At 67.4% G+C, this 26,136-nt stretch carries 25 protein-coding genes; 18 read left to right on the forward strand and 7 right to left on the reverse strand.

What is annotated here, in order from left to right; all coding sequences use genetic code 11:
• The first annotated feature begins 10 nt into the window (after window positions 1–10).
• From G7Y29_RS03265 to G7Y29_RS03285, 5 genes are read left to right on the forward strand one after another with little or no spacing between them, the layout of a single operon-like run.
• On the forward strand, window positions 11–940 hold the full coding sequence (locus G7Y29_RS03265) for a UTP--glucose-1-phosphate uridylyltransferase (protein ID WP_165001963.1): 930 nt from the start codon (window positions 11–13) through the stop codon (window positions 938–940).
• A 21-nt stretch (window positions 941–961) separates the two neighbouring features.
• On the forward strand, window positions 962–2,221 hold the full coding sequence (gene glp / locus G7Y29_RS03270; RefSeq protein ID WP_165002192.1) for a molybdotransferase-like divisome protein Glp: 1,260 nt from the start codon (window positions 962–964) through the stop codon (window positions 2,219–2,221).
• A 12-nt stretch (window positions 2,222–2,233) separates the two neighbouring features.
• Entirely contained in the window at window positions 2,234–2,920 is a 687-nt protein-coding gene (locus G7Y29_RS03275; protein ID WP_165001964.1) for a GNAT family N-acetyltransferase, read from the forward strand.
• A 53-nt stretch (window positions 2,921–2,973) separates the two neighbouring features.
• Complete coding sequence (gene sepX, locus G7Y29_RS03280) at window positions 2,974–4,011, forward strand: divisome protein SepX/GlpR (RefSeq protein WP_165001965.1); 1,038 nt, start codon at window positions 2,974–2,976, stop codon at window positions 4,009–4,011.
• Window positions 4,011–4,559 carry a cation efflux transmembrane domain-containing protein gene (locus G7Y29_RS03285; RefSeq protein ID WP_165001966.1) on the forward strand — a complete coding sequence of 183 codons (549 nt, stop codon included), beginning with the start codon at window positions 4,011–4,013 and terminating at the stop codon, window positions 4,557–4,559. Before sepX ends, G7Y29_RS03285 begins: the two co-directional genes overlap by 1 nt.
• 4 nt (window positions 4,560–4,563) lie before the next feature.
• Here the strand turns inward: G7Y29_RS03285 and G7Y29_RS03290 are convergent, their stop codons facing one another.
• Window positions 4,564–5,184: a DNA-3-methyladenine glycosylase I gene (locus G7Y29_RS03290; RefSeq protein WP_165001967.1), complete on the reverse strand. Its 621-nt coding sequence runs from the start codon at window positions 5,182–5,184 to the stop codon at window positions 4,564–4,566.
• Window positions 5,185–5,237: 53 nt separating this feature from the next.
• Here G7Y29_RS03290 and G7Y29_RS03295 point away from each other — a divergent pair, with 53 nt between their 5' ends.
• Window positions 5,238–5,645, forward strand: a complete 408-nt coding sequence (locus G7Y29_RS03295) for a DoxX family protein (protein ID WP_165001968.1) — start codon at window positions 5,238–5,240, stop codon at window positions 5,643–5,645.
• Complete coding sequence (locus tag G7Y29_RS03300) at window positions 5,638–6,264, forward strand: zf-HC2 domain-containing protein (protein ID WP_165001969.1); 627 nt, start codon at window positions 5,638–5,640, stop codon at window positions 6,262–6,264. The genes G7Y29_RS03295 and G7Y29_RS03300 overlap by 8 nt, the downstream gene beginning before the upstream one ends.
• A 7-nt stretch (window positions 6,265–6,271) precedes the next feature.
• Here the strand turns inward: G7Y29_RS03300 and G7Y29_RS03305 are convergent, their stop codons facing one another.
• The gene (locus G7Y29_RS03305; RefSeq protein ID WP_165001970.1) at window positions 6,272–7,819 is read right to left on the reverse strand and encodes a dolichyl-phosphate-mannose--protein mannosyltransferase; all 1,548 of its coding nucleotides are present in this window, start codon (window positions 7,817–7,819) and stop codon (window positions 6,272–6,274) included.
• Between the two features lie 25 nt (window positions 7,820–7,844).
• On the opposite strand from G7Y29_RS03305, the gene rsmI reads away from it, so the two are divergent.
• From rsmI to G7Y29_RS03325, 4 genes are all read left to right on the forward strand, one after another.
• Window positions 7,845–8,702, forward strand: coding sequence for a 16S rRNA (cytidine(1402)-2'-O)-methyltransferase (gene rsmI / locus G7Y29_RS03310; RefSeq protein ID WP_165001971.1), 858 nt, complete (start codon window positions 7,845–7,847; stop codon window positions 8,700–8,702).
• 68 nt (window positions 8,703–8,770) lie between these two features.
• Window positions 8,771–10,522: a BCCT family transporter gene (locus G7Y29_RS03315; RefSeq protein ID WP_165001972.1), complete on the forward strand. Its 1,752-nt coding sequence runs from the start codon at window positions 8,771–8,773 to the stop codon at window positions 10,520–10,522.
• 10 nt (window positions 10,523–10,532) lie between these two features.
• Window positions 10,533–12,377 (forward strand): methionine--tRNA ligase, encoded by a 1,845-nt coding sequence (gene metG, locus G7Y29_RS03320; protein ID WP_165001973.1) that lies wholly within the window; start codon window positions 10,533–10,535, stop codon window positions 12,375–12,377.
• Window positions 12,377–13,549 carry an MFS transporter gene (locus G7Y29_RS03325; RefSeq protein WP_165001974.1) on the forward strand — a complete coding sequence of 391 codons (1,173 nt, stop codon included), beginning with the start codon at window positions 12,377–12,379 and terminating at the stop codon, window positions 13,547–13,549. The genes metG and G7Y29_RS03325 overlap by 1 nt, the downstream gene beginning before the upstream one ends.
• On the opposite strand, the gene G7Y29_RS03330 is transcribed toward G7Y29_RS03325, so the two are convergent.
• Together G7Y29_RS03330 and G7Y29_RS03335 are read right to left on the reverse strand one after the other, a co-directional pair.
• Complete coding sequence (locus G7Y29_RS03330) at window positions 13,524–14,000, reverse strand: GyrI-like domain-containing protein (protein WP_165001975.1); 477 nt, start codon at window positions 13,998–14,000, stop codon at window positions 13,524–13,526. The genes G7Y29_RS03325 and G7Y29_RS03330 overlap by 26 nt on opposite strands.
• Window positions 14,001–14,016: 16 nt before the next feature.
• Entirely contained in the window at window positions 14,017–14,409 is a 393-nt protein-coding gene (locus tag G7Y29_RS03335) for a DUF3806 domain-containing protein (RefSeq protein ID WP_165001976.1), read from the reverse strand.
• Between the two features lie 12 nt (window positions 14,410–14,421).
• Here G7Y29_RS03335 and G7Y29_RS03340 point away from each other — a divergent pair, with 12 nt between their 5' ends.
• The 7 genes from G7Y29_RS03340 to G7Y29_RS03370 all read left to right on the forward strand — a co-directional run bounded on the left by G7Y29_RS03340 (window position 14,422) and on the right by G7Y29_RS03370 (window position 22,094).
• Window positions 14,422–15,243 (forward strand): TatD family hydrolase, encoded by an 822-nt coding sequence (locus tag G7Y29_RS03340; RefSeq protein ID WP_165001977.1) that lies wholly within the window; start codon window positions 14,422–14,424, stop codon window positions 15,241–15,243.
• 84 nt (window positions 15,244–15,327) lie between these two features.
• A complete protein-coding gene (locus tag G7Y29_RS03345) occupies window positions 15,328–16,458 on the forward strand; it encodes a resuscitation-promoting factor (protein ID WP_165001978.1) in 1,131 nt (376 codons plus the stop codon).
• A complete protein-coding gene (gene rsmA, locus G7Y29_RS03350; RefSeq protein WP_249399794.1) occupies window positions 16,422–17,318 on the forward strand; it encodes a 16S rRNA (adenine(1518)-N(6)/adenine(1519)-N(6))-dimethyltransferase RsmA in 897 nt (298 codons plus the stop codon). Before G7Y29_RS03345 ends, rsmA begins: the two co-directional genes overlap by 37 nt.
• A complete protein-coding gene (locus G7Y29_RS03355; RefSeq protein ID WP_165001979.1) occupies window positions 17,315–18,304 on the forward strand; it encodes a 4-(cytidine 5'-diphospho)-2-C-methyl-D-erythritol kinase in 990 nt (329 codons plus the stop codon). Before rsmA ends, G7Y29_RS03355 begins: the two co-directional genes overlap by 4 nt.
• Window positions 18,305–18,362: 58 nt before the next feature.
• The gene (locus G7Y29_RS03360; protein ID WP_165001980.1) at window positions 18,363–18,932 is read left to right on the forward strand and encodes an exonuclease domain-containing protein; all 570 of its coding nucleotides are present in this window, start codon (window positions 18,363–18,365) and stop codon (window positions 18,930–18,932) included.
• A 25-nt stretch (window positions 18,933–18,957) separates the two neighbouring features.
• A complete protein-coding gene (locus G7Y29_RS03365) occupies window positions 18,958–20,763 on the forward strand; it encodes an ABC-F family ATP-binding cassette domain-containing protein (RefSeq protein WP_165001981.1) in 1,806 nt (601 codons plus the stop codon).
• A 92-nt stretch (window positions 20,764–20,855) separates the two neighbouring features.
• Window positions 20,856–22,094 (forward strand): NRAMP family divalent metal transporter, encoded by a 1,239-nt coding sequence (locus G7Y29_RS03370; protein ID WP_165001982.1) that lies wholly within the window; start codon window positions 20,856–20,858, stop codon window positions 22,092–22,094.
• 4 nt (window positions 22,095–22,098) lie between these two features.
• Here the strand turns inward: G7Y29_RS03370 and G7Y29_RS03375 are convergent, their stop codons facing one another.
• From G7Y29_RS03375 to G7Y29_RS03385, 3 genes are read right to left on the reverse strand one after another with little or no spacing between them, the layout of a single operon-like run.
• Complete coding sequence (locus tag G7Y29_RS03375; protein ID WP_165001983.1) at window positions 22,099–23,817, reverse strand: acetyl/propionyl/methylcrotonyl-CoA carboxylase subunit alpha; 1,719 nt, start codon at window positions 23,815–23,817, stop codon at window positions 22,099–22,101.
• Window positions 23,818–23,830: 13 nt separating this feature from the next.
• Entirely contained in the window at window positions 23,831–25,375 is a 1,545-nt protein-coding gene (locus G7Y29_RS03380; RefSeq protein WP_283248422.1) for a 5-oxoprolinase subunit B/C family protein, read from the reverse strand.
• Complete coding sequence (locus G7Y29_RS03385; RefSeq protein WP_165001984.1) at window positions 25,372–26,133, reverse strand: LamB/YcsF family protein; 762 nt, start codon at window positions 26,131–26,133, stop codon at window positions 25,372–25,374. Before G7Y29_RS03385 ends, G7Y29_RS03380 begins: the two co-directional genes overlap by 4 nt.
• Between the last annotated feature and the right edge of the window lie 3 nt (window positions 26,134–26,136).

Below are 26,136 nucleotides of genomic sequence, written 5' to 3' on the forward strand. Positions count from 1 at the left end.
CTGCTCACTTATGCGGACAACCAGTGAGAACTCTTCGCCCGGAATCAGGACCGTCGTTGTGCCGGCGGCCGGTATGGGAACCAGGTTCCTGCCAGCGACGAAGACTGTTCCGAAGGAGCTTTTGCCCGTGGTGGACACGCCGGGCATCGAGCTGATCGCCGAGGAGGCGGCCCAAGCCGGCGCTACGCGCTTGGCGATTGTCACGGCCCCGGAGAAGCAGGAGATCATGCGCCACTTTGGCCGGTTCGAGTCGCTGTGCGAAACGTTGGCCGAGCGCGGCAAGACCACTCAGGTGGAGAAGGTCGCGCGCGCCGCGCAGCTGATCGACGCCGTGTCGGTTGTCCAGGACAAGCCCCTCGGCCTGGGCCACGCGGTGGGTTGCGCGGAATCCGCCCTCGATGACGATGAGGACGTCGTCGCGGTGATGTTGCCGGATGACCTGGTGCTACCGAACGGTGTGATGGAGAAGATGGCGGCCGTGCGCGCGGAGCTCGGCGGATCCGTGCTGTGCGCGTTCAACGTCACCCCGGACGAGGTGTTCAACTACGGCGTGTTCGATGTCGAGGAGATCGAGACCGATTTCGGCGGGTTCGCGGTGAAGAAGGTCCGCGGGATGGTGGAGAAACCGGCGAAGGAGGAGGCCCCCTCGACGCTGGTGGCCACGGGGCGCTACCTGCTCGACCGCGGGATTTTCGACGCGTTGCGCCGCATTACCCCGGGCAAGGGTGGCGAGCTTCAGCTCACGGACGCGATCGCGCTGATGATCGCCGAGGGCCACCCGGTGCATGTGGTCGTGCACGAGGGAAAGCGCCACGACCTGGGCAACCCCGCCGGTTACATCCCGGCGAACGTGGATTTCGGACTGCGCGACGAGAAGTACGGCCCGGCACTGTACACCGCCATCAAGGCGATCCTGCGCGAATACGAAGCAGAAATGTAGTCTGCGAGCATGGTGGCCATGATGCGGAGTGTGGAGGACCAGTTAGCGATCGTGGTCGACGCCGCGCCAGTGCCGGAGCCGATCCGCGTCGGAATCACCGATGCCCTCGGCCTCATGTGCGCCGAGGAGGTCTCGGCGGCTAACCCGCTGCCGGGGTTCCCGCAGGCGGCCGTTGACGGCTACGCGGTGCGTGCGGTCGATGTCGGCGGCGGGGTCGCGCTGGGTTCGGGGCCGGAGAAAGATCGGCCGGTGGAGCGTTCGCTGCCCGTTGTCGGCGAGGTCGCCGCGGGATCGCAGAAGCCGCTGCGCCTGCAACCGAAACAGGCGGTGCGGGTCGCCACGGGCGCCCCTTTGCCCACGCTCGCGGACGCCGTGCTCCCGCTGCAGTGGAGCGACCGCGGACGCAAGCGGGTGACCCCGAGTCGGCCCGTGCGCACCGGCGACTTCGTGCGCAAGGCGGGCGACGACATCCAGCCCGGTGACGTCGCGGTGCGGCAGGGATCGGTTCTCGGCCCCGCGCAGATCGGACTTCTCGCTGCGTCCGGGCGTGACAAGGTGCTTGTCTACCCGCGTCCGCGAGTGACCGTCATGTCCTTCGGGTTAGAGCTGGTGGACATTGAACGCGACCCGGGCCTCGGCCAGGTGTACGATGTAGCCTCCTACGCGGTGGCGGCCGCGGCCAAAGAGGCCGGGGCGACGGTGACCCGGGCCGGCATCATTAATGCCGAGCCGCGCAGGCTGAAGGAGACGATTGCGCACCAGGCGTCGAGAAGTGAAATGCTCATCATCACGGGCGCCGTCGGCGGAAGCGGCGCAGAGCCGGTGCAGAACGTCCTGCGCGACCTTGGCGAGATCGACACCACCCGCGTGGCGATGCACCCCGGCTCTGTCCAGGGTTTCGGGCTAGTCGGCGAGGAGCGGATCCCGGTGTTCTTGCTCCCGCCGAACACGGTCAGCTCACTGGTGATTTTCGAGGCCCTGATCCGGCCGACGATCCGGCAGTCCCTGGGCAAGGCCGAGCCGACGCGGCGCACCGTGCAGGCCCGTTCCCTCGGCCGCATCGAGTCCTTGCCCGGCCGCCTGGGGTTGGTGCGCGGCCGGCTCATGCGCGACGCGGAGACCGGTGACTACCTGGTCCAGAGCCTCAGCGGCGCGGAGGGGGCACCCGCACACCTGCTTGCCGGGTTCGCCGAGGCCAACGCGTTGATCCGCATCCCCAGGGATATCACGGAGGTCCGCCCCGGAGACCTCGTCGACGTCGAATTTCTCCAGCAGCGTTAAGTGGTGGGGGCAATGTTGCGCTTCCTCGGGTCGAGCTCGTACCACCCGGGTTGGCCGGAGAGCACGGGGGAGGTCGAACTGTGTGACGGCGCGCGGTTGCGTCTGCGACCACTGAACTCGAGCGACGGGCGCGATTGGGCGCGCTTCCGCATCACCGACGAACGCTGGCTCAGGCCCGTCGAGCCGACGGTTCCCACCTCGTGGACGGCAGCGCACACGCGGACAGCCTGGCGCGCCACCTTCGCCAACCTGCGGAGGATGGCCTCGGACGGCGTCGTGGTCCCGCTGGTGATTGAAGTCGACGGGTATTTCGCGGGCCAAGTCACTCTCGGCAACATCCAGCACGGATCCATCAGCGAGTGCTGGATCGGGTACTGGGTCCATTCGGCGTTCATGGGCCGCGGCGTGGCGACGGCCGCGTGCGCCCTCGGCACCGACCACGCCTTCGGGCGCGTCGGGTTGCACCGTGTCACCGCCACCTACCTGCCCGACAACCCCGCTTCGGGCAGGGTGCTGATTGCCAACGGTTACAGCGAAGAGGGATACCTGCGCCGCAACCTGCACATTGACGGTGCGTGGCGCGACCACCACTTCGTCGCACTCAACGTCGATGACTACGGCACCACGGCGGTGGCCCGCCTAAAATCGGCGGGAAAAATTCGGCGTGCCTTAAGCGGGCAGTCAGCTCCTGACCGATAGCCTGAGCTTCGGTTTAACTGTTCGTACCTGCCGGAAGAAAGGTGGCCTCCCGCATGGGCAGCCTCAGCTTGATTATCGTGCTGATCATCGTCGTCTGGGTGATCGTGCTGGCCCCGATCGTCATGGGCAACAATAAGCCGATCCGCCACTCCGGCGATGGGTACGACGCCACCCGGGTCCTCCACACCGGAGGGAGCGAGCCCGTGGCGCAGCGCCGCCGCCCGAAGCTCTCCGCCGCGGACGTGCACCGCCACGACGACGCCGACCTCGAGGAGTATGAGGTCGTGGAGGCGGAGGCCGCGCCGCTGGCCGTGACGGTGCTCGCGGAGGCTTCCGAGGACGAGCTTGTCGACGGTGAGGTTGTCGACGACGGCGCCGCCGAGGATAAATCCGGTTCGACCGCCCTTTCCGTCCTTAACGCGCAGGACGACGAGCGCGCGGATGACGAGCACACGGACAGTGAGGGGCAGGACTTCTACGAATTCAACGACTCCTACGCGTCGCCCGGCGACTACGGTTACGCGGAGCCAGAGGACGCCGGGGACACCGAGACAGATTCGGACACCGACGACGCTGACAACGCCGAGGTTGCCGACTCCGAATCTGGTGAGCTCACCGACGACGAGATCGCGTTCGCGCAGAACCGCCGCGGTCGTGGCGGGTGGGATCCGGTCCGTGAGCGCGCGGCACGCGCCGACCGTTTCCAGCGCCGCCAGCGCACCCTGCTCGGTCTCATCGTCGCCGATGTCATCGCGTTCGTGGCCGCGTTCGTCGCCGGCGGCTGGGCCTGGGCGGCGCCGATTCTGACTATCGCGCTGACCGTGTGGTACATGGTCGCGCTGCGTTCCGTGGTTCGCCAGGAGCGCGCCCTGCTCGCGCGTCGCGTCCGCCAGCTCCGGCGCGCGCGCCTCGGGGTCGTTACCGCGGAGGCTGCATCTGCTGCCCCCCGACAGCGCCGCATGCCGGGTGCGGTCATCGTCGAGCTCGATGACGAAAGCCCGGATTTCAGCAACCTTGAGAACCACCGCGGGGGCGCTTCCGAATATGCGCGCGTGCGCTACGAGTACGACGACTACCACCGGGCCAGCTAATGCGTCGCGCGGTCCTCGCCGTCGCGTTGCTCAACCTGGCCTACTTCGTGGTCGAATTCACCGCTGCGGCGGCGATCGGCTCCGCCTCGCTCTTCGCCGATTCGGTCGACTTCCTTGAGGACACCGCGATCAACCTGCTTGTGTTTGCCGCTGTGGCGTGGCCGGCAGCGCGCAGGCGCGTCGCCGGTCAGGTCCTCGCCGGGCTCATCCTCATCCCCGCGTTCGCCGCCTTAGCCATGGTGGTGCATAAGATCCTCAACCCCGTTCCGCCTTCGCCCGAGGGGCTCACCCTCGTGGCAAGCGGCGCGCTCGTGGTTAACGTCGTCTGCGCTGTCATCCTCTTGCGCGTGCGCGGGGCGGGCATCTCGCTGGCCACAGGGGCATGGCTGGCGGCGCGCAACGACGCCCTCGGGAACGTGTTGATCATCGTCGCTGGCCTGCTCACTTTCCTCTACCCCACGCCCTGGTTCGACATCGTGGTGGGGCTGATTATCGCTGCGGTGAATTTCTCCGCGTCCAAGGAAGTGTGGGACCAGTCCCGCACTTGATCGCCTAGGCTTCGGCGCCCCACACGCCGGAGCAGCCCCTGCGCCAACTGCCGACCAGGTGCGTATCGACGATCCCGGTGGACTCCATCAAGGCGTACATGGTCACAGGCCCGACGAAGGTGAATCCCCGCGCCTTGAGATCCCTCGCCAGCTGCTCGGACTCGCGCGAGCGCGTAGGCACTTCGTCCATCGTGCGCGGGGCAGGCGTGGTATCGGGCTGGTAGGACCACACGAACTCTCCCAGATGCGTGCCCTCACCGCGCAAGGCGACTGTTGCCCGGGCGTTGGTAAGTACTGCCTCTAGCTTGCGGCGGTTGCGTATCAAGGAAGCGTCGCCAAGCAGATGCTCGACCGACTCCATGCAGACGAGTTCATCGGGGTCGAAACCGCGGAAAGCCTCGCGCAGTGCGTCGCGCTTCTGCAGGATGAGCCGCCACGACAGGCCGACTTGGAAACCCTCCAGGCAGACGCGCTCGAACATGCCGCGCTCGTCGCGCACTGGCATGCCCCACTCGGTGTCGTAGTACTCGCGCAACAGTGGGTCGCTGGCGGCCCACGGCGGGCGGGCGAGCCCGTCGTCGCCGACGACGGGGCCGATGATCGCGCCGAATTCGGAAGAAGTCATGTCCTATTGGACTGTAGTTCGCGCCCGCAGGTTCCGCGGGTAATCTGTACCGCATGAACAGGCCCGCGGTCCGCGATTTCGCACTCCTCGTGCTGCGTTTCGTCCTCGGTGCGGTCTTCGTCGGGCGCGGGTACCGCCGCTGGTTTGAAACGGGCATGCGGGAGAGCGCCAGCCAGTTCGCCCAGTGGGGCGTGCCGCAGCCGCGGGTGAGCGCCTACCTCGCGGGGTCGGTGGAGCTGATCGGCGGGGCACTGCTCATCATCGGGTTACTCACCACGCTGGTTGCAGGTGCGCTCGCGCTGCTTGCCGCCGCGGCCACCTATTTCGTCCACCTCGAGCACGGTTTCTTCTCGGAGTCGGGCGGCGTGGAGTACCCGCTGGTGTTGACGGTGGTGTTGCTCATCGTCGTGGTCTTCGGGGCCGGGCGCGCCAGTTTGGACGGGGTGCTCACCCGTGGTTAGCCATGACGAGGTGCGGTGCGCGCTCTCCGCCCGCGTCGACGGGGAGTTCAGCGGGTTGGATGACGCCGTGGTGGACGCCCACGTCGCGGAGTGCGCTGATTGCGGTGCCTATTACCAACGACTTTTGTCTCTTTCCCGCAACCTGAGCTTCGCGGAGGTCGACGGTGGTATGGCGCCGCCGGCGGACCTCTCCCGGGTGATTCTCGAGGGAGTAGAGGGGCAGTGGCGCAAGCTTTCCCAGCGCCGTCTGGTACTTCTCGCCCTTGGCCGGGTCGCGCTCGCCGCGGTGGCGCTGCTGTGGGGGGCGTGGGCGGTTACGTTCCTCGCCGCCGACGGTGACCCCTCCACTGCATCTGTGCGCCTGGGTGTCGCCTGCGCGCTGGGGTACGCGGCGCTGCGCCCCGCGCAAATTCCGGGCATTGCGCTGATCGTGGGAACGATGTTCACCTTCACGCTCGGCTTCGTCGTGCGCGACGCGGTGCTGCAGACGGGGGACAGTTCCGCCGCCCACGTTCTCATCCTGCTTCCGACACTGCTCGCGCTGGTGGGAACGCTCGCGGCGGACCGCGGCCCGCAGATCACTCAGGCGTGGCGGCTGCTGAACGCGGATCCCTCCTAAGTGGCAGCTACTGCCAGCTGGGCAGCCACATGATGTCGTTGTAATAGCCGTCGGGGATCCGGATTCCGTAGAGAATGGGCGCCCAGTAGACGAACATCCCGATCACCAGCGCCATGTACAGCACCACCGCGAGGTGGCCGCTGGTAACGGGGTAGCCGGCGAATCGCCGCAGCCGCTTGCTGGCCACCGGCCGACCGAGCCCAGCCACTGTCCCCAGTATCAACGAGATGAGAACGATCGTGAACGGCGCGAGCGCGGCGGCGTAGAAGAAATACATCTGCCGGTCGAACGCCGCCAGCCACGGCAGGAAACCGGCGGCGAAGGCGACCACCGGGACAATCACGCGGTAGTCCCTGCGGGTGAGCCACACCCAGGCTGACCACAGCAGCACGGGCACGGTCAGCCACCAGATGGCGGGTGCGCCGAACAGGAAGATCATCTCGCGGCAGGTTGCCGCGCCGCATTTGATGTCCGTCGCCGAGTAGTAGAGGATCGGCCGTGCACCCACTAGCCAAGCCCACGGCTTCGAGTCCCAGGGGTGGGAATGCCCGCTTGACGACGTCAGGCTGGCGTGGAACTGCGCCACCGAGAGGTGGTAGTAAAGCCAGCTCGCCACGGTGTCGGGCAGCACGTTCAACCACGGCCAATCGGAACCGCTGATTGTGCCGTCCGTGGCGGCGTGGCGGTACACCGAGGTTTCGGAGGCGAACCACGCCCGCCACGCCCAGATGTAGAGAAGGGCAGGCACGAGGACGAGGGAGGCCAGGGCCGCCGGGATGTCGCGAAGCAGCGTGCCCGCGACGGGGCTTCTCACGCCGTAGCGGCGGCGCAGCCAGAGGTCCCAGAATGCCGAGAGCAAGCCGAAAAACGCGATGTAGTACAGCCCCGACCACTTCACACCCAGCGCGAGGCCGAGCAGGACGCCGGCGGCGAAGCGCCACCACCGGAAGCCCAGGCGGGGTCCGAGGGCACCGGCGAAGGCCTCCCGGGGGGCGCGGTGCATCCGCTCGTGAACCTGCCGCATGTCACCCGCCAGCGCCCACGCCGCGGCGACGACGAAGAACACCTGGAACACGTCGAGCATGCCGAATTTCGAGGTGACCAGCAGCACGCCGTCGAACACCGCGATCATGCCGGCGAAAAACGCCAGCGTCGTCGACTGGCTGAGCCGGCGGCACAGGAGCATGGTGAAGATGACGATTCCGACCCCGAACAGGGCGGGCATGAGGCGCCAGCCGAGCGGCGTGTAACCGAACAAGAACTCACCGACGGCCAGAAGCTGCTTGCCCAGCGGCGGATGCACGACGAGACCGTAGGCCGGGTTCGACTCGATCCCGCCGAGCACCGGGTTCTCGAACGAGCGCACCATGTCCCACGCCTGCGGCACGTAGTGCTTCTCGTCGAACACGGGCGTGCCACCCGCCGTCGGCTGCGTCAGGCCCAGGAAACGGGTAAACAGCGCGAGGCCCGCGACGATGGCGAGCGCCACGGTGTCGCGCCGGGCCCACGGGACCGTCACAGGTGCGCTGGGAGCGGGGGAGATAGCCGTAGTCACTCAGGGGATATTACCCTTGGACGCCATGAGCGCCCGTGAATCAACCGTCCCCGCCACGGGCGTCGTCCTCGCGGCGACCCCACTCGGCAACATCGGCGACGCGTCCCCGCGCCTCGTCGAGGCCCTGCGCTGCGCTGACGTCATCGCCGCCGAGGACACCCGCCGCACCCGCCAGCTTGCCGCGGCCCTGGGCGTGGAGCTGGAGGCGAAGGTGGTGTCCAACTTCGACCACAACGAGAAACTCCGGGTCGACGAGCTTATCGACGCCGCCCGCGACCGCATGGTCCTCGTCGTCACCGACGCCGGTATGCCGCTCGTCTCCGACCCTGGCCACGTCGTTGTCTCCGCCGCGCACGACGCGGGAGTGCCGGTCACGTGCGTGCCTGGGCCGTCGGCCGTGACCACCGCGCTCGCACTGTCCGGGTTGAACGTCGGCCACTTCATCTTCGACGGTTTCGCCCCGCGAAAGCCGGGTGCGCGCCGGGCCTGGCTCGAATCTCTCAAGGGCCAGCACCGTGCTGTGTGTTTCTTCGAGTCCCCGCACCGCATTGCGGCGACGCTGGCAGATGCCGCTGACGTGCTCGGCGGCGGGCGCCGCGCCGCGGTGTGCCGGGAACTGACGAAGACCTACGAAGAGGTCAGGCGGGCGTCGCTAAGCGAGCTTGCCGAGTGGGCCGCGGACGGGCTGCGAGGAGAGATCACCGTCGTTATCGAGGGAGGGGAGGCTGATTCTCCCGACATCGACGACTTGGTCGAGCGGGTTCGCGGGAGGGTTTCGGCAGGTGAGCGCTTGAAAGACGCGGTCAAAAACGTCGCCCGGTCCCATGGGGTGAAGTCCGGTGAGCTCTATGACGCGGCACTGGAGGCGCGCGGGGAGAGTTAACCCTGGCAGGAAGTTTGGGGTAGCCTGCCATGCGTCTACTAAAACGAGACGCATGAAGGAGCACAGGGATGACAAAACAAGAACCCGCTGACGCGGCGTCGGCCACGAGCGAGCTCGCGGCGCTCATCGAGGCTGACAGCCGCGGCGCCGAGATCACTTCGGCGGCACCGGAAGACACTGTCGAGCGCGCTTCCGAGGACGAAAACGCTCCCATCAGCTGGGGGATTGTCGCGCCGATCGTGGTCTTGGTGGCCGCGGTGGTCGGGTGGGGCCTGCTCGGAACCGACAGCTTCGCCGCTTTCGCCAACGCGTCTTTTAACTGGGTGATTGAGAACGTCGGGTGGGCCTTCGTACTCTTCGGAACTATTTTCGTCGGCTTCGTTCTCGTTATCGCGTTCTCGAACTTCGGGACAATTCGCCTAGGGTCCGCGGACGAGCAGCCGGAGTTCAGCACCGTTTCCTGGATCGCGATGATGTTCGCGGCTGGCATGGGCATCGGGCTGATGTTCTACGGGGCGTCGGAGCCGCTGAGCATGTACCGCGACGGTGTGCCGGGACGGTCAACGCACGAGGTGGGAACCTCGATGGCGCAGACGATGTTCCACTGGACACTGCACCCGTGGGCGGTCTACGCGGTGATCGGCCTGGCTATCGCGTACTCCACATTCCGCCTCGGGCGCAAGCAGCTTCTCTCCAGCGCCTTCGTGCCGCTGATCGGCCAGAAGCGTGCCGACGGCGTGCTGGGAAAGCTGATTGACGGGCTCGCCATCTTCGCCACGATCTTCGGCACGGCCTGCTCTCTCGGGCTCGGTGCCCTTCAAATTTCGTCGGGTCTGCAGGCGTCCGGCTTCGTCGACTCTCCGTCGACGAAGCTGACCGTCGGCATCGTCGCCGTGCTCACCCTCGCGTTTCTCCTTTCCGCGATGTCCGGCGTGGGCAAGGGAATACAATGGCTGTCGAACTTCAACATGGTTATCGCGGCGCTGCTGGCGATCTTCGTGTTCGTCGTCGGACCGACCGTCAACATTCTCAACATGCTGCCCACGGCGGTGGGTTCCTACATCGACCAGTTCTTCCTCATGGCCAGCCGTACCGCGGAAAGCGCCGACGGTGAGGCGGGAGAGTTCCTCTCCGGTTGGACGATCTTCTACTGGGCGTGGTGGATCTCCTGGTCTCCCTTCGTCGGCATGTTCCTGGCCCGCATCTCCCGGGGCCGCACCATCCGCGAGTTCTGCCTCGGCGTGATGCTCGTGCCGTCGATTCTGTCGACGATCTGGTTCTCTATTTTCGGTGGGTTCGCCATCAAGCTGGAGCAGGAGGGGAACTCTATTTACGGCTCGGGCGCCGCGGAGGAGCAGCTGTTCAACCTCTTGCACACCCTGCCGGGTGGGTTCTTCATGGGGATGTTCGCCGTCGTCCTTCTCGGCACCTTCTTCATCACCTCCGCCGACTCCGCCTCCACCGTCATGGCCTCCATGGCACAGAGCGGCAAGGCAGACGCCAAGCCGTGGCTCGCCGCGGTCTTCGGACTGGGCACCGCCGCTGTCGGCCTGACGCTCTTGATCACCGGCGGTAGTGATGCCCTGAACGCGCTGCAGTCCGTCACCATCGTCGCCGCCACGCCGTTTTTGGTGATTCTGGTCGCGCTGATGTTCGCGATTGTCAAGGACGTCTCGAACGACACCATCTATCTGGACAAGAAGGAGCAGGAGCGTTTCGCCCGCCAGCTCGCCGTCGAGCGCCGCCGCCACCGCGAGCAGCGCGAACTGGACAACCGCAAGCGGCAGGTGAAGAGAATCATCGCGCCGGGTCGGAAGTAAGGTTAGGCCCATGACTTCTCCCGGTTCCGCCCACAACATCCTTGTCTGTGTCGCCTGGCCGTACGCCAACGGGCCGCGCCACATCGGACACGTCGCAGGCTTCGGTGTACCCTCCGACGTTTTCGCCCGCTACCAGCGGATGGCGGGCAACAACGTGCTCATGGTCTCCGGCACCGACGAGCACGGAACTCCGCTTCTTGTCCAGGCGGACAAGGAGGGCGTGACCGTCAAGGAGTTGGCGGACCGCTACAACGCCCAGATCGTGGAGGATCTCGCCGGTCTCGGCCTGTCTTACGACCTTTTCACGCGCACCACCACGCGAAACCACTACGCGGTGGTGCAGGAACTGTTCAAGGGGCTGCACGCCAACGGTTACATGGTCAAGGAGACCACCAGCGGCGCCATCTCACCGTCGACGGGCAGGACGCTGCCGGACCGCTACATCGAGGGCACCTGCCCGATCTGCGGAGCCACCGACGCGCGAGGCGACCAGTGCGACACCTGCGGCAACCAGCTCGACCCGGCCGATTTGATCAACCCGGTATCCAAGATCAACGGGGAGACGCCGAAGTTCGTGGAGACCGAGCACTTCATGCTCGACTTGCCCGCGCTTCACGACGCTTTAAAGACGTGGCTGGAAACCCGCGAGGACTGGCGCCCGAACGTGCTGAAGTTCTCGCTCAACCTCCTCGAAGACATGCGCCCGCGCGCCATGACCCGCGACATCGACTGGGGCATTCCGATCCCGGTGGAGGGATGGCAGGACAACCCGTCGAAGAAGCTCTACGTCTGGTTCGACGCGGTGGTCGGGTACCTGTCCGCTTCCATCGAGTGGGCGGCGCGCTCCGGCGACCCGGATGCGTGGAAGACCTTCTGGCAGGATTCCGAGACCGAGGGTTACTACTTCATGGGCAAGGACAACATCACGTTCCACTCCCAGATCTGGCCGGCTGAACTGCTTGGATACGCGGGCAAGGGAGCCGCAGGTGGCGAGGCCGGTGTCCTCGGCGAGCTCAACCTGCCCACCGAAGTGGTCTCCTCGGAGTTTCTCACCATGTCGGGCTCGAAGTTCTCCTCGTCGAAGGGCGTGGTCATCTACGTCAAGGACTTCCTCAAAGAGTTCGGCCCGGATCCGCTGCGCTACTTCATCGCGGTGGCCGGTCCGGAGAACAACGACACTGACTTCACCTGGGACGAGTTTGTCCGCCGCGTGAACAACGAGCTGGCCAACGGCTGGGGCAACTTGGTCAACCGGACAGTGTCGATGGCGCACAAGAACTTCGGCGAGGTTCCCGCCCCGGCCGTTTTGGAGGAGTCCGACCAGCGCATCTTGGAGTTAGCCGAGCGCACCTTCGACGAAGCCGGTGCCGACCTGGCCCAGGCCAAGTTCAAGAACGCGATTACCAAGATCATGCATGTCGTCGGTGAGGCGAACGCTTACATCGCGGAGAACGAGCCGTGGAAGCTGGCCAAGGACGAGACCCGGCGCGACCGCCTCGCCACCGTGCTCTGGACCGCGCTGCAAGTCGTGTCCGACTGCAACGCTCTGCTGACCCCGTTCATCCCGCACACCGCGCAGAAAGTCCACGAGACCCTCGGCCGCGACGGAGAGTGGGCCGCCAGCCCGCGCGTCGAGGAGGTGGCAGATGACGCCGACGTCGAGCTCACCGGCGTCGGCTTGCCCGAAAAGGGCCAGACCTATCTGACAATCACCGGCGACTACGCCCGCCAGACGGCGACGTGGGGCCGCGTCGAAGTGACCCCGGGCACGAAGTTGGAAAAGCCCCAGCCGCTGATTGCCAAGCTCGACCCCGAGCTGGGAGAGACCGGTCCCGCCTGGGCGCCGGTGCAGTAGTGCCCGCTCTTTTGTTGTTTGCGGCGGTTCTCACTGCCGCGATCAACCTCCGCGCGGGCATGGCGTCGGTGGGAGCTGTACTCGACGACGTCGTCGCGCACTACGGTGCGCCCGCCTCCCTCGGTGGGGTCATCACCGCCATGCCCGGTGCGATGTTCTGCATCTTCGGCTTGTGCGCCGTGCCGCTCGCCCGACGCGCGGGCCTGTCGCCGACGCTTCTGCTCGCGGGCGTTGCGACGGCCGCCGGTCTTGCCCTGCGCCCGTTCGCGCCGCTGATGTCGTTGTTCATCCTGGCGACGGTTTCCGTCGCCGGCGGGATCGCGATGGTTAACGTGCTCCTCCCGGCGTGGATCAAGAAGTACGGCGGGCGGCACATGGTCGTCCTGACCGCCACGTATTCTGTGACCCTTTCGGTCTCCGCGGCGATGGGCCCGCTGAGCGCGTTGTTCACAGACTCGTGGCAGGTCGCCCTCGGCGTGTGGGCGTCAACCGCGGTCCTGCAGGTAGCTGTGTGGGCCGTTGTCGCGCGCACGGCTGGTCGGGACCGGCCGCAACCTGGCACGGCCCAGGCAGCCGGTGAACCCGCGCGGGGCATCCACCGCTCGCCGACGGCGGTGGCGTTGATGGTGTTCTTCGGGCTTCAGTCCATGAACGCCTATGTGCAGATGGGCTGGCTGCCTTCGATGCTCACGCAGCAGGGTGTCGCGGCGTCGACGGCCGCCCTTGGCCTCGCCTTGATTGGGATTCTCGGTGCCGGCGGCGGCCTGCTGCTGCCGATGGCTGTCGCCCGCATGAGGTCGCTCGCCCCGCTCGTGCTGGCGTTCGGGTTGGCCAGCGCCGCGGGTTATCTCGGCATCTTGTTCGCGGCGGCGGCCGCCCCGATCTGGTGGTGCGTTCTGCTCGGCCTGGGCGGCTGGTGCTTCCCGCTCGCTATCGCGCTCATGCCCGCGCGCACCCGCACCGTGCTGGGCACCGCGCGACTGTCCGGGTTCGTGCAGCCCGTGGGCTACATCCTCGCCGCCGCGGGGCCGCTGCTCGTTGGCGTCGCTTACGGGCGGATCGGCACATTCGGCCCGATCCTCGTGGCGCTGACCGTGCTCTCTCTCATGATGGGCGTGCTCGGCATCGTCGCCTCGCGCAAGGTGTTTATCGAGGACGAGTTAGCGCGATAAACAGCTGCGTCACCGGGTCCCCGCCGCTTCCGGGCATGGTGACGTACTCCTCAAACGTCAGCCCCTCCATCGTGTGGCCCTGGGCGAGAGCGGCGTCGGCGAACTTCTCCCACTGCTCGCCGAGGAGATCGTAGGGCCCGCTGACGCGTTCCGTGAGGACTTCCATCTCCTCGAACCGGCGCAGCGACACGAGTCCGTCTCCGATGTCACCCACCAGCGGTTCCACCATGTCCAGGTCGGCGTCGGCGATGACAAACCCGGCGGCGAGATCGAATACCGCCGCCGGCGGTCGCAGGTAGTAGGCGCGGGCGGCCTGCGGCGTGACACCGACGGATTCCATGAACTCCCCGAACAGCGGGTAGTAGTGGTCGAAGAATTCGCGCATCGCCTCGGGCTGGAGGGTGTCGTGGGCGACGAGAGCCGTGTGTGCGGGGAGGGTGATCTGTTCCATACCCGCGAGGATAGCGTTACAGGAACTGCTGCAGGAACGCAGTGAGTCGGCCCGGCTCCTCGTCTTCGAACCGGGAGTCGACCACCACGATCGGCGCCGTGTAGCGCTCGGGGTTCTCGGCGACGACGAGGTCCGTACCGTAGGCGTCGCTGAGCAGCTTCCAGGTGAAGCCGTGGCCGCGCACGAGGGCGTCCCCAAGCGCTGTGCCGTAGATGCGGGCAGTCTCGCCGCGGGGGAACGAGCGCTTGAGGTCGGGGTCCATGGAGAGGTACTCGGTGATAACGGCTTCGAAGGATTCGGCGATGGTGCCCGCGTCACCAGATATGCCGCGCGCTGCGGCCTCGAGCAGGTCGGTCTCGATCTGGGAGCGGGTCTGGGCGTCGATGTCAGCAAAGTCGGGGGATGCCATAGTCTCTATCCTATGAGCAAGAAGCCGCGCCCGATTCCCGTTCCCGCCGAGCCGATCGCGGGGCTTGTCGACGCACACACGCACCTCGCGTCTACCGGCCGCAGCGTCTCCGACCTCGTCGAGCGCGCCCTAGCCGCTGGCGTGGAGCGGATCTGCACCGTCGGTGACGGTTTGGCGGAGGCGGAGGAGGCGCTCGCGGCCGCGCACGAGAGTGACCGGGTCTTCGCGGCCTGCGCCATCCACCCCACTAGGGCGCACGAGCTTGATGACACTACCCGGGCACGCCTGACCGAGATGGCCGCCGACCCGCGCTGCGTCGCGGTGGGGGAGACAGGCGTGGACACGTACTGGCTCACCCACGACCCCGATCGCACAGCTCCACTCGAGGTGCAGGAGGAGGCGCTTCGCTGGCACGTTCAACTCGCTGTGGACACCGGCAAGGCGCTGATGATCCACAACCGCGAGGGCGATGAGGATCTCATGCGCATCCTGGCCGACTCGCCGCGACCGCGCGAGGTCATGCTGCATTGCTTCTCCTCGCCCGTGGAAGTCGCGCGGGAGGCGGTCGAGCGGGGCTACGTCCTGTCGTTCGCGGGCAACGTGACATTCAAGCGCAACGATCACCTTCGTGAAGCCGCCGCGCTAGCGCCGACGGGCCAGTTGCTTATCGAGACGGACGCGCCCTACATGACCCCGGAGCCCTTTCGCGGCGCGCGAAACGAGCCCGCGCTGATCGGCCACACGGCCCTCGAGGTGGCGCGGGCGCGTCAGATGGAGCCGGAGGAGCTGGCGGCCGAGGTGGGCAAAACGTTCAGCCGCGTCTTTGCGGTGTGACGGCTGGGGTGGGTGTTGTTCCGTGTGGCACGGTGCTGAAACGCAGGTTGTCAACCAAGGATCGTTACCGTATCTTTATCATTTATGGCTGCCAAGCGTATTAACTCCACCACCTCCGCTACCCGCCGCGTACTCGCGGGCAGCGTCGCAGGTGCTGTCATCGTCGGCGGCGCGGCTACCGCTGTCGCGGCCCAGAAGAACGTCACCGTCGACGTTAACGGGGAGGCCACCTCAGTGCGGACCTATTCCGGTGACGTCGAGGGTGTTCTCCAGGCCGCGGGTGTCCAGGTCGGAACCGCCGACCTCGTGTACCCGGCGCCGTCCGACGCCCTGAAGTCCGGTGACACCGTCACCGTCCGCACTGCCAAGCCGGTCGCGCTGGTGATCGACGGCGCGGAGCGCCAGATCACGTCCACCGCCGCCACGGTGGCAGATCTGATGGATGAAGCAGGCATCACCGCCGCGTCCAACACGGACGCCCACCCCGACGAGCCGATCACCGACGGCATGACCCTCGACGTGACCACCCCGAAGATCGTCTCGATCAACGACGGCGGCAACGTGGTGTACACCTCCGAGGCCGCCAAGACAGTTGGTGACCTCCTCGCCGCACGCGGCATCACCTTCGATACCAACGACCGTCTGAACCACCCGCTCGACGCGGCACTCGAGCCGAACATGCAGATCGTGCTCGACCGTGTGGATGTTGCGGAGACCGCCGAAACCGTCCAGTTCGACGCGCCGGCGACCTACGTCGAGGACGCCAACCTCGCGGCAGGCACCGAGGAGGTCCGCGAGCAGGGCACCAAGGGCGAGAAGCGCGTGATCCACCGCACCGTCACCGTCAACGGAGTCGTGGAGTCTTCCGGCGTGGCGGGGGAGAAGGAAACCCGCCCGGCAGCCCCCGCGACCGTTGCCCGCGGCACCAAGGCTGCCGCCGCGCCGGCATCCACCCCGTCGGTTGCCGGCGGCTCGGTGTGGGACACCCTCGCGCAGTGCGAGTCCGGAGGCAACTGGTCCATCAACACGGGTAACGGCTTCCACGGCGGCCTGCAGTTCGATGCGGGTACCTGGGCCGCGTACGGCGGCACCCAGTACGCGCCGACGGCCGACCAGGCGTCTCGCGAACAGCAGATCGCGATCGCCCAGAAGACCCAGGCGGCACAGGGGTGGGGCGCTTGGCCGGCCTGCACCGCGAAGATGGGCCTGCGCTGACGTTGACGGAATCCTCCCACTTGCTCGGCCCCGCCGAGGTGCGCCAGCTTGCGAGCGAGCTCGACGTGACCCCGACGAAGAAGCTCGGCCAGAACTTCGTGCACGACCCGAATACGGTCCGCCGCATTGCCGCCGCGGCCGAGCTGGACCCCGAGGACGTCGTGGTTGAGGTCGGCCCCGGTCTCGGTTCGCTGACGCTGGCTCTCGTTGACTCCGTTTCCCACGTTGTCGCGCTGGAGATCGACCCCCGGCTCGCGGGACGATTGGCGCGGACCGTCACCGAACGCGCGCCGCAATTCGACGACCGCCTCGAAGTGGTCAACGCCGACGCGCTACGCGTCACCCGCTCCGACGTCTCCCGCATGCCGACGGCCTTGGTGGCGAACCTTCCCTACAACGTCTCGGTGCCTGTGCTCCTGCATCTGCTGGAGGAGTTTCCCACCATCCGCCGCGTCCTGGTGATGGTGCAGAAGGAGGTTGCGGACCGTCTCGCCGCCGAGCCGGGCTCCAAAATTTACGGGGTGCCCAGTGTCAAGGCGTCGTTCTACGGGCGGGTGACCCGCGCCGGAGTGATCGGAAAAAACGTGTTCTGGCCGGCCCCCAACATCGAGTCGGGCCTCGTGCGTATCGACGTCGACGACTCCATCGACCGCTCGTTGCGGTCCGCGGTCTTTCCGCTTGTCGACGCCGCCTTCGCCCAGCGCCGCAAGACCCTGCGCTCCACACTCGCATCTGTCTACGGCTCCCCGGCCGCGGCCGAGGAGGCGCTGCGCGCCGCAGGTATCGACCCTGGGTTGCGCGGGGAGAAGCTCTCGGTCGGCGATTTCGTCCGTCTCGCACAGTCGGGAGGCAGTCAATGAGTCACGCGCGGCTCGAGTTCGGCGCGTCGGCCCCGGGGAAGGTCAACCTCCACCTCGGGGTGGGTGACGTCCGCGCAGACGGTTACCACGACTTGGCCACGGTGTTCCAGGCAGTTGACCTGCGCGAGACGGTCCGCCTGCTGGTGGACCCGGACGCGGGCACGGTGGCGGACGGCTCCGTGGTCACCCAGATGAGCACCTTCTTTGCCGTCAGCGAGCCGGGAGAGGACATCGACACCAGGAGGAACCTGGCGTGGCGCGCTGTCGACGCCGTGGTGGAGGAGTACCGCCGCAGGTTCCCGAAGAACGCGGGCGGCTCCGTTGAGCTTCCCCCGGTCAAGATCGTGGTGGAGAAGAAGATTTTCGTCGCTGGCGGCATGGCGGGTGGTTCGGCCGACGCGGCGGCGGCGCTGGTAGCGGCCAACGAGTACCTCGGCGAGTGGGGGCGTGGGCCGCTTGACGACGAGACACTCGTCCGGCTGGCCAAGACCCTCGGCGCCGACGTGCCCTTCTGTCTGACGGGCGGCACGGCGCTGGGCACCGGCCGCGGTGACGACCTCGTCGAGATGATGTCGCGCGGCGAGTACAGCTGGGTGTTCATCAACCCGAACGTCGCGCTGCCGACGGGCCAGGCGTTCGCGCGTCTCGACGACATGCGCCACAACGACCCGGCACTGGTTCCCCGCATGGATACCACGCATCTCGCGCAGGCGCTGGTCACCGGCGATCCGCGCCGCGTCGCAGGACAGCTGCACAACGACCTGCAGCCCGCAGCGGTGGCCATGCGCCCGCAGCTCAAACGGTTGCTGGAAGTAGCGGGAGGCTACGGCCTGAAAGCGATCGTCTCCGGTTCGGGTCCCACCGTGGCGCTGTTGTGCCGGGACTACCTGCATGCGGCCAACACGTGCAACGAGATCCTCGACAACCACCACGAGTACGAGGCAGTCGTCGCGTTCGGCCCTACCGAGGGCGCCCGGCCGCTATAGAACGGATGTTTGTGCGGCGCGAGGGGGCGGTCCGGCCCGCGGGGTAGCGTTCCCAGGTATGAGACCAGCCGCTTACATCCCCACGCGCGAGGCGCTCTGTTGCGCGGAATTTGTCACGGTCGATTTCGAGACGGCCAACCGTCTCAGCCCGGCCTCCGCCTGCCAAGTTGCTCTGGTCAAGGTGGCGGGCGACCGCGTCGCGGACACCCTCGTGACCTACCTGCGGCCGCCGGAAGAGTACACGCGCTTCGACTTCACCTACATCCACGGGATTGACGCGGCCGACGTCGACGGTGCGCCGACGTGGTACGACATCGCCGACGAGGTCCACGACTTTGTGGGCGATCTACCAGTGTGGGCGCACAACGCGCCGTTTGACGCTTCAGTGTGGCGCGCACTTGACGCCTACTACTTCACGGGCACGTTTCCGCGCCAGTTCTACTGCACGTGCCGCACCGCGCGCCGCCTGGTTCCGGGTTTGCGCGATTACAAGCTGCCCACGGTCACCTCCTACTGCGCGCCCACGTTCGAGCTCGTCCACCACACCGCTGACTCCGACGCGCTCGCGTGCGCGCACATCGTGGGCAAGTTCAGGCGCAGCGTTTACCTGAATTCGCTGCTCGACTAGGTGGCTGGGTTAGACTGAACCCCCTATGGCGAACCTGATCAACCTGGAAAATGTCTCCAAGACGTGGGGGCTGAAGACGCTTCTCGACGGCGTCTCACTCGGAGTGCAGACCGGCAACCGCATCGGCATCGTCGGTGTCAACGGGGGCGGCAAGACGACGCTGCTCGAAGTTCTCACCGGGATAGAATCTCCCGATGCCGGGCGCGTGTCCCACAACTCGGGCCTGCGTATGGCCGTGGTCACCCAGCGTTTCGATCTCGACGAGGACCTCACCATCGGCCAGGCCGTGGTGGAGCCCCTCGGGGTGGAGACGTACCAGTGGGCCTCCAACGCCAAGGTCCGCGAGGTGCTGCAGGGCACCGGCGTGGCGGATCTCGGACTGGATACGGCCGTGGGCCAGCTCTCGGGCGGGGAACGCCGCCGCGTCAACCTCGCGGCCGCGCTGGTGCAGGACCTCGACCTCGTGGTCCTCGACGAGCCCACCAACCACCTCGACGTAGAGGGCGTGCAGTGGCTCGCCGAGCACCTGCTGGCCCGCAAGATCGCGGTTGCGGTGGTCACTCACGACCGCTGGTTCCTGGATACCGTCGCCACCCTGACGTGGGAGGTGCACGACGGCACTGTCGACGTCTACGAGGGCGGTTACAACGACTGGACCTTCGCCCGCGCGGAGAGAGCGCGCCAGGCGGACGCGATCGAGCAGCGCCGGCAGAACCTCGCCCGCAAGGAGCTCGCCTGGCTGCGTCGCGGCGCGCCCGCGCGCACGTCCAAGCCGCGCTACCGCATCGAGGCTGCTGAGGCGCTCATCGCCAACGTGCCGGCCCCGCGCGACACCGTGGAGCTCATGGCCTTTTCCCGCCAGCGCCAGGGCAAGGTGGTCGTCGAGCTCGAGGACGCGCGCGTTGAAGCCCCGGACGGGCGGGTGCTGGTGGACCATCTGACGTGGCGCCTCGCCCCCGGCGAGCGCATCGGCCTCGTCGGGGTCAACGGCTCCGGCAAGACCACGCTGCTGCGCACCCTTGCGGGGGAGCATCCCCTCGCCGCCGGCAGGCGCGTGGAGGGCCAGACCACCCGGATCGGCTGGCTGCGCCAGGAGCTCGGCGACCTCGACCCGGCCCGCCGCGTGATCGGCGCCGTGGAGGATGTGGCGAACTACATCCACCTCGGCGACAAGGAGATCTCCGCCTCGCAGCTCGCCGAGCGCCTCGGGTTCTCGCCGAAGCGCCAACGCACGCCCGTCGGCGACCTCTCAGGCGGTGAGCGCCGCCGCCTGCAGCTCACCCGCGTGCTCATGGGCGAGCCGAACGTTCTGCTTCTCGACGAGCCCACCAACGACCTGGACATCGACACGCTCCAGGAACTCGAGGACCTCCTCGACGGGTGGGCCGGCACCCTGGTGGTCATCTCCCACGACCGCTACCTCGTCGAGCGTATCGCGGACGTCACCTACGCCCTGCTCGGCGACGGGCAGCTTACGAATCTCCCCGGCGGCATTGAGCAGTACCTTCAGCGCCGCGCCGCCTTAGACACCGCGACCGGCCCGATCGATCTCGGAGAAAGACGGCGTGATGAGGGCGTCGACAAGCGCAACGCCCTCTCCTCCCAGCAGGAGCGCGAACTGCGCAAGCAGATGAACGCGCTCGAACGGAAGATCGCGAAGGCGGATGAGCAGGCGGGGAAAATCGAGGCCGAGATCGCCGCGATGTCGGCGGACGCCGCCCCAGATTTCGGCGCGATCGGGCAGAAGACGAGCCAGCTGGCGCAGGTGCGCGAGGCGCGGGAAACCCACGAGTTGGAATGGCTTGAGCTGGGGGAACAGCTCGAGGGGTAGCCCGGGCACGTCAAAGGTGTCAGACATGCCCTATCATTCCCGTGGTAATTAGCGTCACAACGTCGCAAGACACCGACAGAAAGGGTGGTCCCATGACCGCTCCCGCACCGGAGAACTCCGGCAGCACCGCAGTGGAGTCGCCAGCGAAAAGCACTGGCATCGGACCGATGGTCGGCGCCGTGTTCCTCATGGCGACATCGTCCATCGGCCCGGGTTTTCTGACCCAGACCTCCGTCTTCACCGTCCAGATGGGCGCGGCCTTCGCGTTCGCCATCCTCCTGTCGATCTTGGTCGACATCGCGATCCAGCTCAACGTCTGGCGCGTCCTCGGCATCTCCGGGTTGCGCGCCAACGAGCTGGGCAACACGATTCTGCCGGGCCTCGGCTGGTTCATGGCGGCTCTGGTGTTCGTCGGTGGCCTGGTGTTCAACATCGGCAACATTGCCGGCACGGGTCTCGGAGTCAATGCGATGCTGGGTATTGACCCGAAGATCGGCGGCGCTGTGTCCGCGGCCATCGCCATCTTCGTTTTCCTGTCTAAACGCGCGGGTGTGGCGCTCGACCGCATCGTCATCGCTCTCGGCGCGATCATGATCCTGCTCATGCTCTATGTGGCCATCGTGTCTCAGCCCCCCGTCGGCGAGGCTCTCAGGCAAACCGTCATGCCGGAGGAGGTCGATTTCCTGGTCATCACCACGCTCATCGGCGGCACGGTAGGCGGTTACATCACGTTCGCAGGCGTGCACCGCCTGATTGATTCCGGAAATACCGGCGTGGAGAACCTGAAGCAGATCAACAACTCCTCGGTGCTGGGCATTGTCGTCATCGGAATCATGCGCGTGCTGCTCTTCCTCGCCGTGCTTGGCGTGGTGGCCACCGGCGTGACCCTGTCCAAGGACAACACCGCCGCCGATGCGTTCTTCCACGCCGCCGGTGAATTCGGTCTGCGCGCCTTCGGCCTCGTGCTGTGGGCGGCCGGCCTGTCCTCTGTGATTGGTGCGTCCTACACCTCGGTGTCGTTCGTGACTACGCAGAACACCGACCCGAAGGTGCGCAACTGGATTACGGTCGCCTTCATCGCGGTGTGCGCCGTTGCTTACCTGTTCCTCGGAACCGCGCCGCAGACGCTGCTGATCTTCGCGGGCGCCTTCAACGGATTGATCCTGCCGATCGGCTTCGCGGTGGTGCTGTGGGCCGCGTGGCGCCGCCAGGATCTGCTCAAGGGTTACAAGTACCCGGTGTGGCTCCTTGTCATCGGAGCCGTCGTTCTGCTCATCACCCTGTACATGGGCTACCGCTCCCTCACCGGGCTTTCCACCCTCTGGGGGTAGCCCGTTAGGAGATCGTCGCGATAGTGGCGTTCGCCTTCACTCGCTCGCCGGCTGAGGCGGCCAGGGAAACCTGGCCGCCTCGCGGCGCTTTGATGGTGGACTCCATCTTCATGGCCTCGACGGTGGCGAGCGGGTCTCCCTTGCCCACTACGTCGCCGTCTGCGACGAGCCACTCGACGATGGTCGCCTCGTAACGGGAGGTCACTGCACCGGCCCCGCCGGCCGCCTCTGCCGCAGGAGTGGTGGCGGGCCCGCCAGTGTTGAGCAAGGAGACCGGCACACCGATCTCGTGCAGCTTGCCGTCGATCTCGATGACGAGGCGCGTGCGCTCGTCGTAAAGGTGCTCGATGTCCGAGACCTCGTGGCGGGCTCCCGGGGAGTAGTTGTGGTCCACCCAGTCGGTGTAGACGCCGAGGGAGTCGCCGTTCAGTTCGGGGGAGTCGATCATGTCTCGGTGGAACGGCAGGACCGTGCGGACGCCCTCGATGCGGAACTCCTTGAGCGCCTGGCGCGCGCGCAGGATAGCACTGTCGCGGTCCGTGCCCCACACGATGAGCTTCGCCATCAGCGAGTCGTAGTAGGCCGGGATTGTCGACCCGCTGCGCACGCCCGCGTCGACCCGGATGCCGGGGCCGGTGGGGACGTCGAAAAGCGTCACAGTGCCCGGGCTCGGCGCGAATCCGTTGACCACGTCCTCGGCGTTGATGCGGAACTCGAACGCGTGGCCGGTGATTTCAGGATCGCGGCCCGCGAACGAGAGTGGCTGGCCGTCGGCGATGCGGAACTGCTCGGCGATGATGTCGATACCGCTGACGGCCTCGGTGACGGGGTGCTCGACCTGGACTCGCGTGTTGACCTCGAGGAAGGACACGGTGCCGTCCTCGGAGACGATGTACTCCACTGTGCCGGCTGAGACGTACCCGGCCTGGTTGCAGATGTCGCGTGCTCCTTCCTCGATAGCCCGGCGCTGGTCGTCGGTGAGGAATGGCGCGGGCGCCTCCTCGATGAGCTTCTGAAAACGGCGCTGCGTGGAGCAGTCGCGGGTGCCCAGCACGGCGACGTTGCCGTGGGTGTCCGCGAGCACCTGGCATTCCACATGGCGCGGGTGGGTGAGGAACTTCTCCACGTAGCACTCACCGCGGCCGAAGGCCTCCAGGGCCTCGCGGCCAGCGGAGTTGAAGCCCTCCTCGATGTCGGCCTCGTCGAAAACGACCTTGAGGCCGCGTCCGCCGCCGCCGAAAGCGGCCTTGATGGCGATGGGCATGCCGTGTTCGCGGGCGAAGTCGCGCGCCTCCTCCCACGTGGCCAGCGGGTCCGGGGTGCCCGGGGCCAGCGGAGCGCCGACCTCGACGGCGACTCGGCGCGCTGCCAGCTTGTCGCCGAGCAGCTCGATCGACTCCGGCGCGGGGCCGATCCACGTCATACCGGCATCCTGGACCGCCCTGGCAAAATCGGCGTTTTCGGAGAGGAATCCGTAGCCGGGGTGGAGGCAGTCGGCGCCGGCGCGGGTGGCGACGCTGAGCAGTGCCGGGATGTTCATGTAGGTTTCCGCCGACGTGTTGCCGGGCAGGAGGTAGGCCTCGTCGGCGACCTGGGTGTGAAGCGCCCCTGTGTCGGGCTCGGAGTACACGGCGATGGAGCGGATGCCCGCGTCGCGCGCTGCGCGGGCGATGCGAACGGCGATTTCGCCGCGGTTGGCAATGAGTACGGCATTCAAAGTCATGGAGAAAAAGTCCTTATCGGGAGTAGAGCTCGAAGCGGAGCGTGGAGCCCGGCGGCAGCTGGGCGGCGATGTCCACGTCCTCGTTGATGACGGTGGCGATGACGGGGTAGCCACCGGTGACGGCGTGGTCGCGCAGGAAGACAACCGGCTGCCCGCTCGGCGGAATCTGCACCGACCCGGCGACCATGCCCTCGGACGGCAGCTCACCGGGGCGTTCCCGCTCTAGGGGCGCGGCCGCCTCGAGACGCAGGCCGACACGGTTCGAGGCCGGGGTCACCGTGTAATCGGTGGCCAGGAAGCGCTCGACAGTCTCGGTAGAGAACCAGTCGTCGCGGGGGCCGAGAACACAGCGCACGGCGCCGACGGTCACCCCTTTCTCCTGAGCCACCCGCAGCGGGTTGGTCAGCAGGGCGTTGGCGGACATGGGCGGGGTCAGCGACATGGACACCGTCTCACCCGCGGTGATCGGGGCGGGGCCGAGGCCGGAGAGGAGGTCCGTCGCGGCGGAGCCGAGCTCCGTGTCGGCGATGAGCCCGCCGCGCACCGCAACGTAGGAGCGCATGCCCGCACGCGGGGCGGAGATGACGAGCTCCGCGCCCGCGGGAACGATGGTGGGCGTGGCCAGCAGGGCGGGGCGCCCGCCGACGGTGACGTCGGCCTCGGCGCCGGTGACGCACACGACTGTCTCCGCGAGGGCGGTTAACCGGCAACCGCCGACGTTCTCCAGCAGGGTGGCGTTGCGCTTGTTGCCCACGGCCGCGTTGGCGGTGCGGGCGGAAGCGCGGTCTGCGGAACCGGAGGTGGTCACTCCCAGGTTGCCGTTGCCCTGCCTGCCGAGGTCCTGGTAAAGGGTATGCAGGCCCGGGTCGTCGACCGTGAAGATGGGGCGCCGGGCGGGCCGCTCCAGGTGGTGGTGGCTCGGGCCGTGTGACTCCGCGAGCGTGTCGACGGCCCTGTAACGCACCCGGTCTCCCGGGGCGACGAGCGCCGGCGGGCTCGCCGCGGAATCCCACATCGGCGTGTGGGTGGTGCCTACCAGTTGCCACCCTCCGGGTGAGGTGCGCGGGTAGACCGCGGAGAACTCACCGGCTAGCGCCACGGCGCCGGCCGGAACCTCGGTGCGCGGGGTGGCCAGGCGAGGGATGGACAGGCCGTTGCCGTCCTCGGGGACGCAGTAGGTGAACCCTGGGGCGAAGCCGCCGAATGCGGCGACCCAGGTGGTGGAGGTGTGCCAGTCGACGAGACTGTCGCGGGTCATGCCGAGCGACTCGGCGAGGCTGTCGAGGTCGGCGCCGTCGTAGCGCACCTCGATCTCGATGTCGCGCGGGGTCGCGCGCTCGGCGGCCGCGGGCGAGAACCCGGGAAGCGCCGCGGCCGCGGTGGCTGCCGCGGCAGGGGAGTCGAAGGTGATCAGAACAGTGCGGGCGGCGGCGACGACGTCGGTCTGGTGCTCGAGGGGCTCGGCGCTCAACGCGGAGTGCCAGTCCATCACGGCGTCCAGGTCGGGCAAATCGACGATCACCGCGCGGGAACCGACGGGTTTCACAACAGGGGTCACAGGGTGCTCCTGATGCCGATGCCCTCGCGGCCGAGGCGCTCGACGATTCTGCGGGTCAGCTCGACGGACCCCGGCGAGTCGCCGTGGACGCAGACGGACTCGGCCCCGACGTGGACCTCGGTGCCGTCAATGGCCGTAACCGACCCGGTCGCGGCCACCTGCAGCACGCGCTGCGCCACCGCCTCGGGGTCGTGCAGCACCGCGCCTGCCTCGCGGCGCGACACCAGCGTGCCGTCGGGGTTGTACCCGCGGTCGGCGAAGGCCTCGCGGATCACGCGCAGCCCCGCCTCTTCGGCGATGTCAACGGCCACGCCCCCAGGGAGCAGCATGACGGGCAGGTCGCGGCTGAACGCCTTGATGCCGTCGATGACGGCCCGGGCGTGGGCCTCGTGGTGGACAATCGTGTTGTACAGCGCCCCGTGCGGCTTGACGTAGCGCACCTCGAGGCCCTGGGCGCGGGCCAGCGCATCGAGGGCGCCGATTTGGTAGAGGGTCTCGTCTGCGAGCTCGGCGGGGACGTAGTCCACGAAACGTCGGCCGAATGCCGCCGGGTCGTTGTACGCGATGTGGGCGCCGACGGTCACGCCGTGGGACTTCGCGTCAGCGAGCGTCGCCGCGATGGAGTGGGGGTCGCCCGCGTGGAAGCCGGTGGCGACGTTTGCGCTGGAGACCATTTCCAGCATGGCTGCGTCGTCCGCGACGGGATTGCCGGCCGTGGTTTCACCCAGGTCCGCGTTCAAATCGATGGTGGTGCTCACGTA

It is taken from the genome of Corynebacterium qintianiae (assembly GCF_011038645.2).
GTDB lineage: Bacteria > Actinomycetota > Actinomycetes > Mycobacteriales > Mycobacteriaceae > Corynebacterium > Corynebacterium qintianiae.

Coding starts and splice junctions, on each gene's coding strand:
- G7Y29_RS03265 (WP_165001963.1), top strand. CDS start 11: ATGCGGACAACCAGTGAGAACTCTTCGCCCGGAATCAGGACCGTCGTT.
- glp (WP_165002192.1), top strand. CDS start 962: ATGCGGAGTGTGGAGGACCAGTTAGCGATCGTGGTCGACGCCGCGCCA.
- G7Y29_RS03275 (WP_165001964.1), top strand. CDS start 2,234: ATGTTGCGCTTCCTCGGGTCGAGCTCGTACCACCCGGGTTGGCCGGAG.
- sepX (WP_165001965.1), top strand. CDS start 2,974: ATGGGCAGCCTCAGCTTGATTATCGTGCTGATCATCGTCGTCTGGGTG.
- G7Y29_RS03285 (WP_165001966.1), top strand. CDS start 4,011: ATGCGTCGCGCGGTCCTCGCCGTCGCGTTGCTCAACCTGGCCTACTTC.
- G7Y29_RS03290 (WP_165001967.1), bottom strand. CDS start 5,184: ATGACTTCTTCCGAATTCGGCGCGATCATCGGCCCCGTCGTCGGCGAC.
- G7Y29_RS03295 (WP_165001968.1), top strand. CDS start 5,238: ATGAACAGGCCCGCGGTCCGCGATTTCGCACTCCTCGTGCTGCGTTTC.
- rsmI (WP_165001971.1), top strand. CDS start 7,845: ATGAGCGCCCGTGAATCAACCGTCCCCGCCACGGGCGTCGTCCTCGCG.
- G7Y29_RS03315 (WP_165001972.1), top strand. CDS start 8,771: ATGACAAAACAAGAACCCGCTGACGCGGCGTCGGCCACGAGCGAGCTC.
- metG (WP_165001973.1), top strand. CDS start 10,533: ATGACTTCTCCCGGTTCCGCCCACAACATCCTTGTCTGTGTCGCCTGG.
- G7Y29_RS03330 (WP_165001975.1), bottom strand. CDS start 14,000: ATGGAACAGATCACCCTCCCCGCACACACGGCTCTCGTCGCCCACGAC.
- G7Y29_RS03335 (WP_165001976.1), bottom strand. CDS start 14,409: ATGGCATCCCCCGACTTTGCTGACATCGACGCCCAGACCCGCTCCCAG.
- G7Y29_RS03340 (WP_165001977.1), top strand. CDS start 14,422: ATGAGCAAGAAGCCGCGCCCGATTCCCGTTCCCGCCGAGCCGATCGCG.
- G7Y29_RS03345 (WP_165001978.1), top strand. CDS start 15,328: ATGGCTGCCAAGCGTATTAACTCCACCACCTCCGCTACCCGCCGCGTA.
- G7Y29_RS03355 (WP_165001979.1), top strand. CDS start 17,315: ATGAGTCACGCGCGGCTCGAGTTCGGCGCGTCGGCCCCGGGGAAGGTC.
- G7Y29_RS03360 (WP_165001980.1), top strand. CDS start 18,363: ATGAGACCAGCCGCTTACATCCCCACGCGCGAGGCGCTCTGTTGCGCG.
- G7Y29_RS03365 (WP_165001981.1), top strand. CDS start 18,958: ATGGCGAACCTGATCAACCTGGAAAATGTCTCCAAGACGTGGGGGCTG.
- G7Y29_RS03370 (WP_165001982.1), top strand. CDS start 20,856: ATGACCGCTCCCGCACCGGAGAACTCCGGCAGCACCGCAGTGGAGTCG.
- G7Y29_RS03375 (WP_165001983.1), bottom strand. CDS start 23,817: ATGACTTTGAATGCCGTACTCATTGCCAACCGCGGCGAAATCGCCGTT.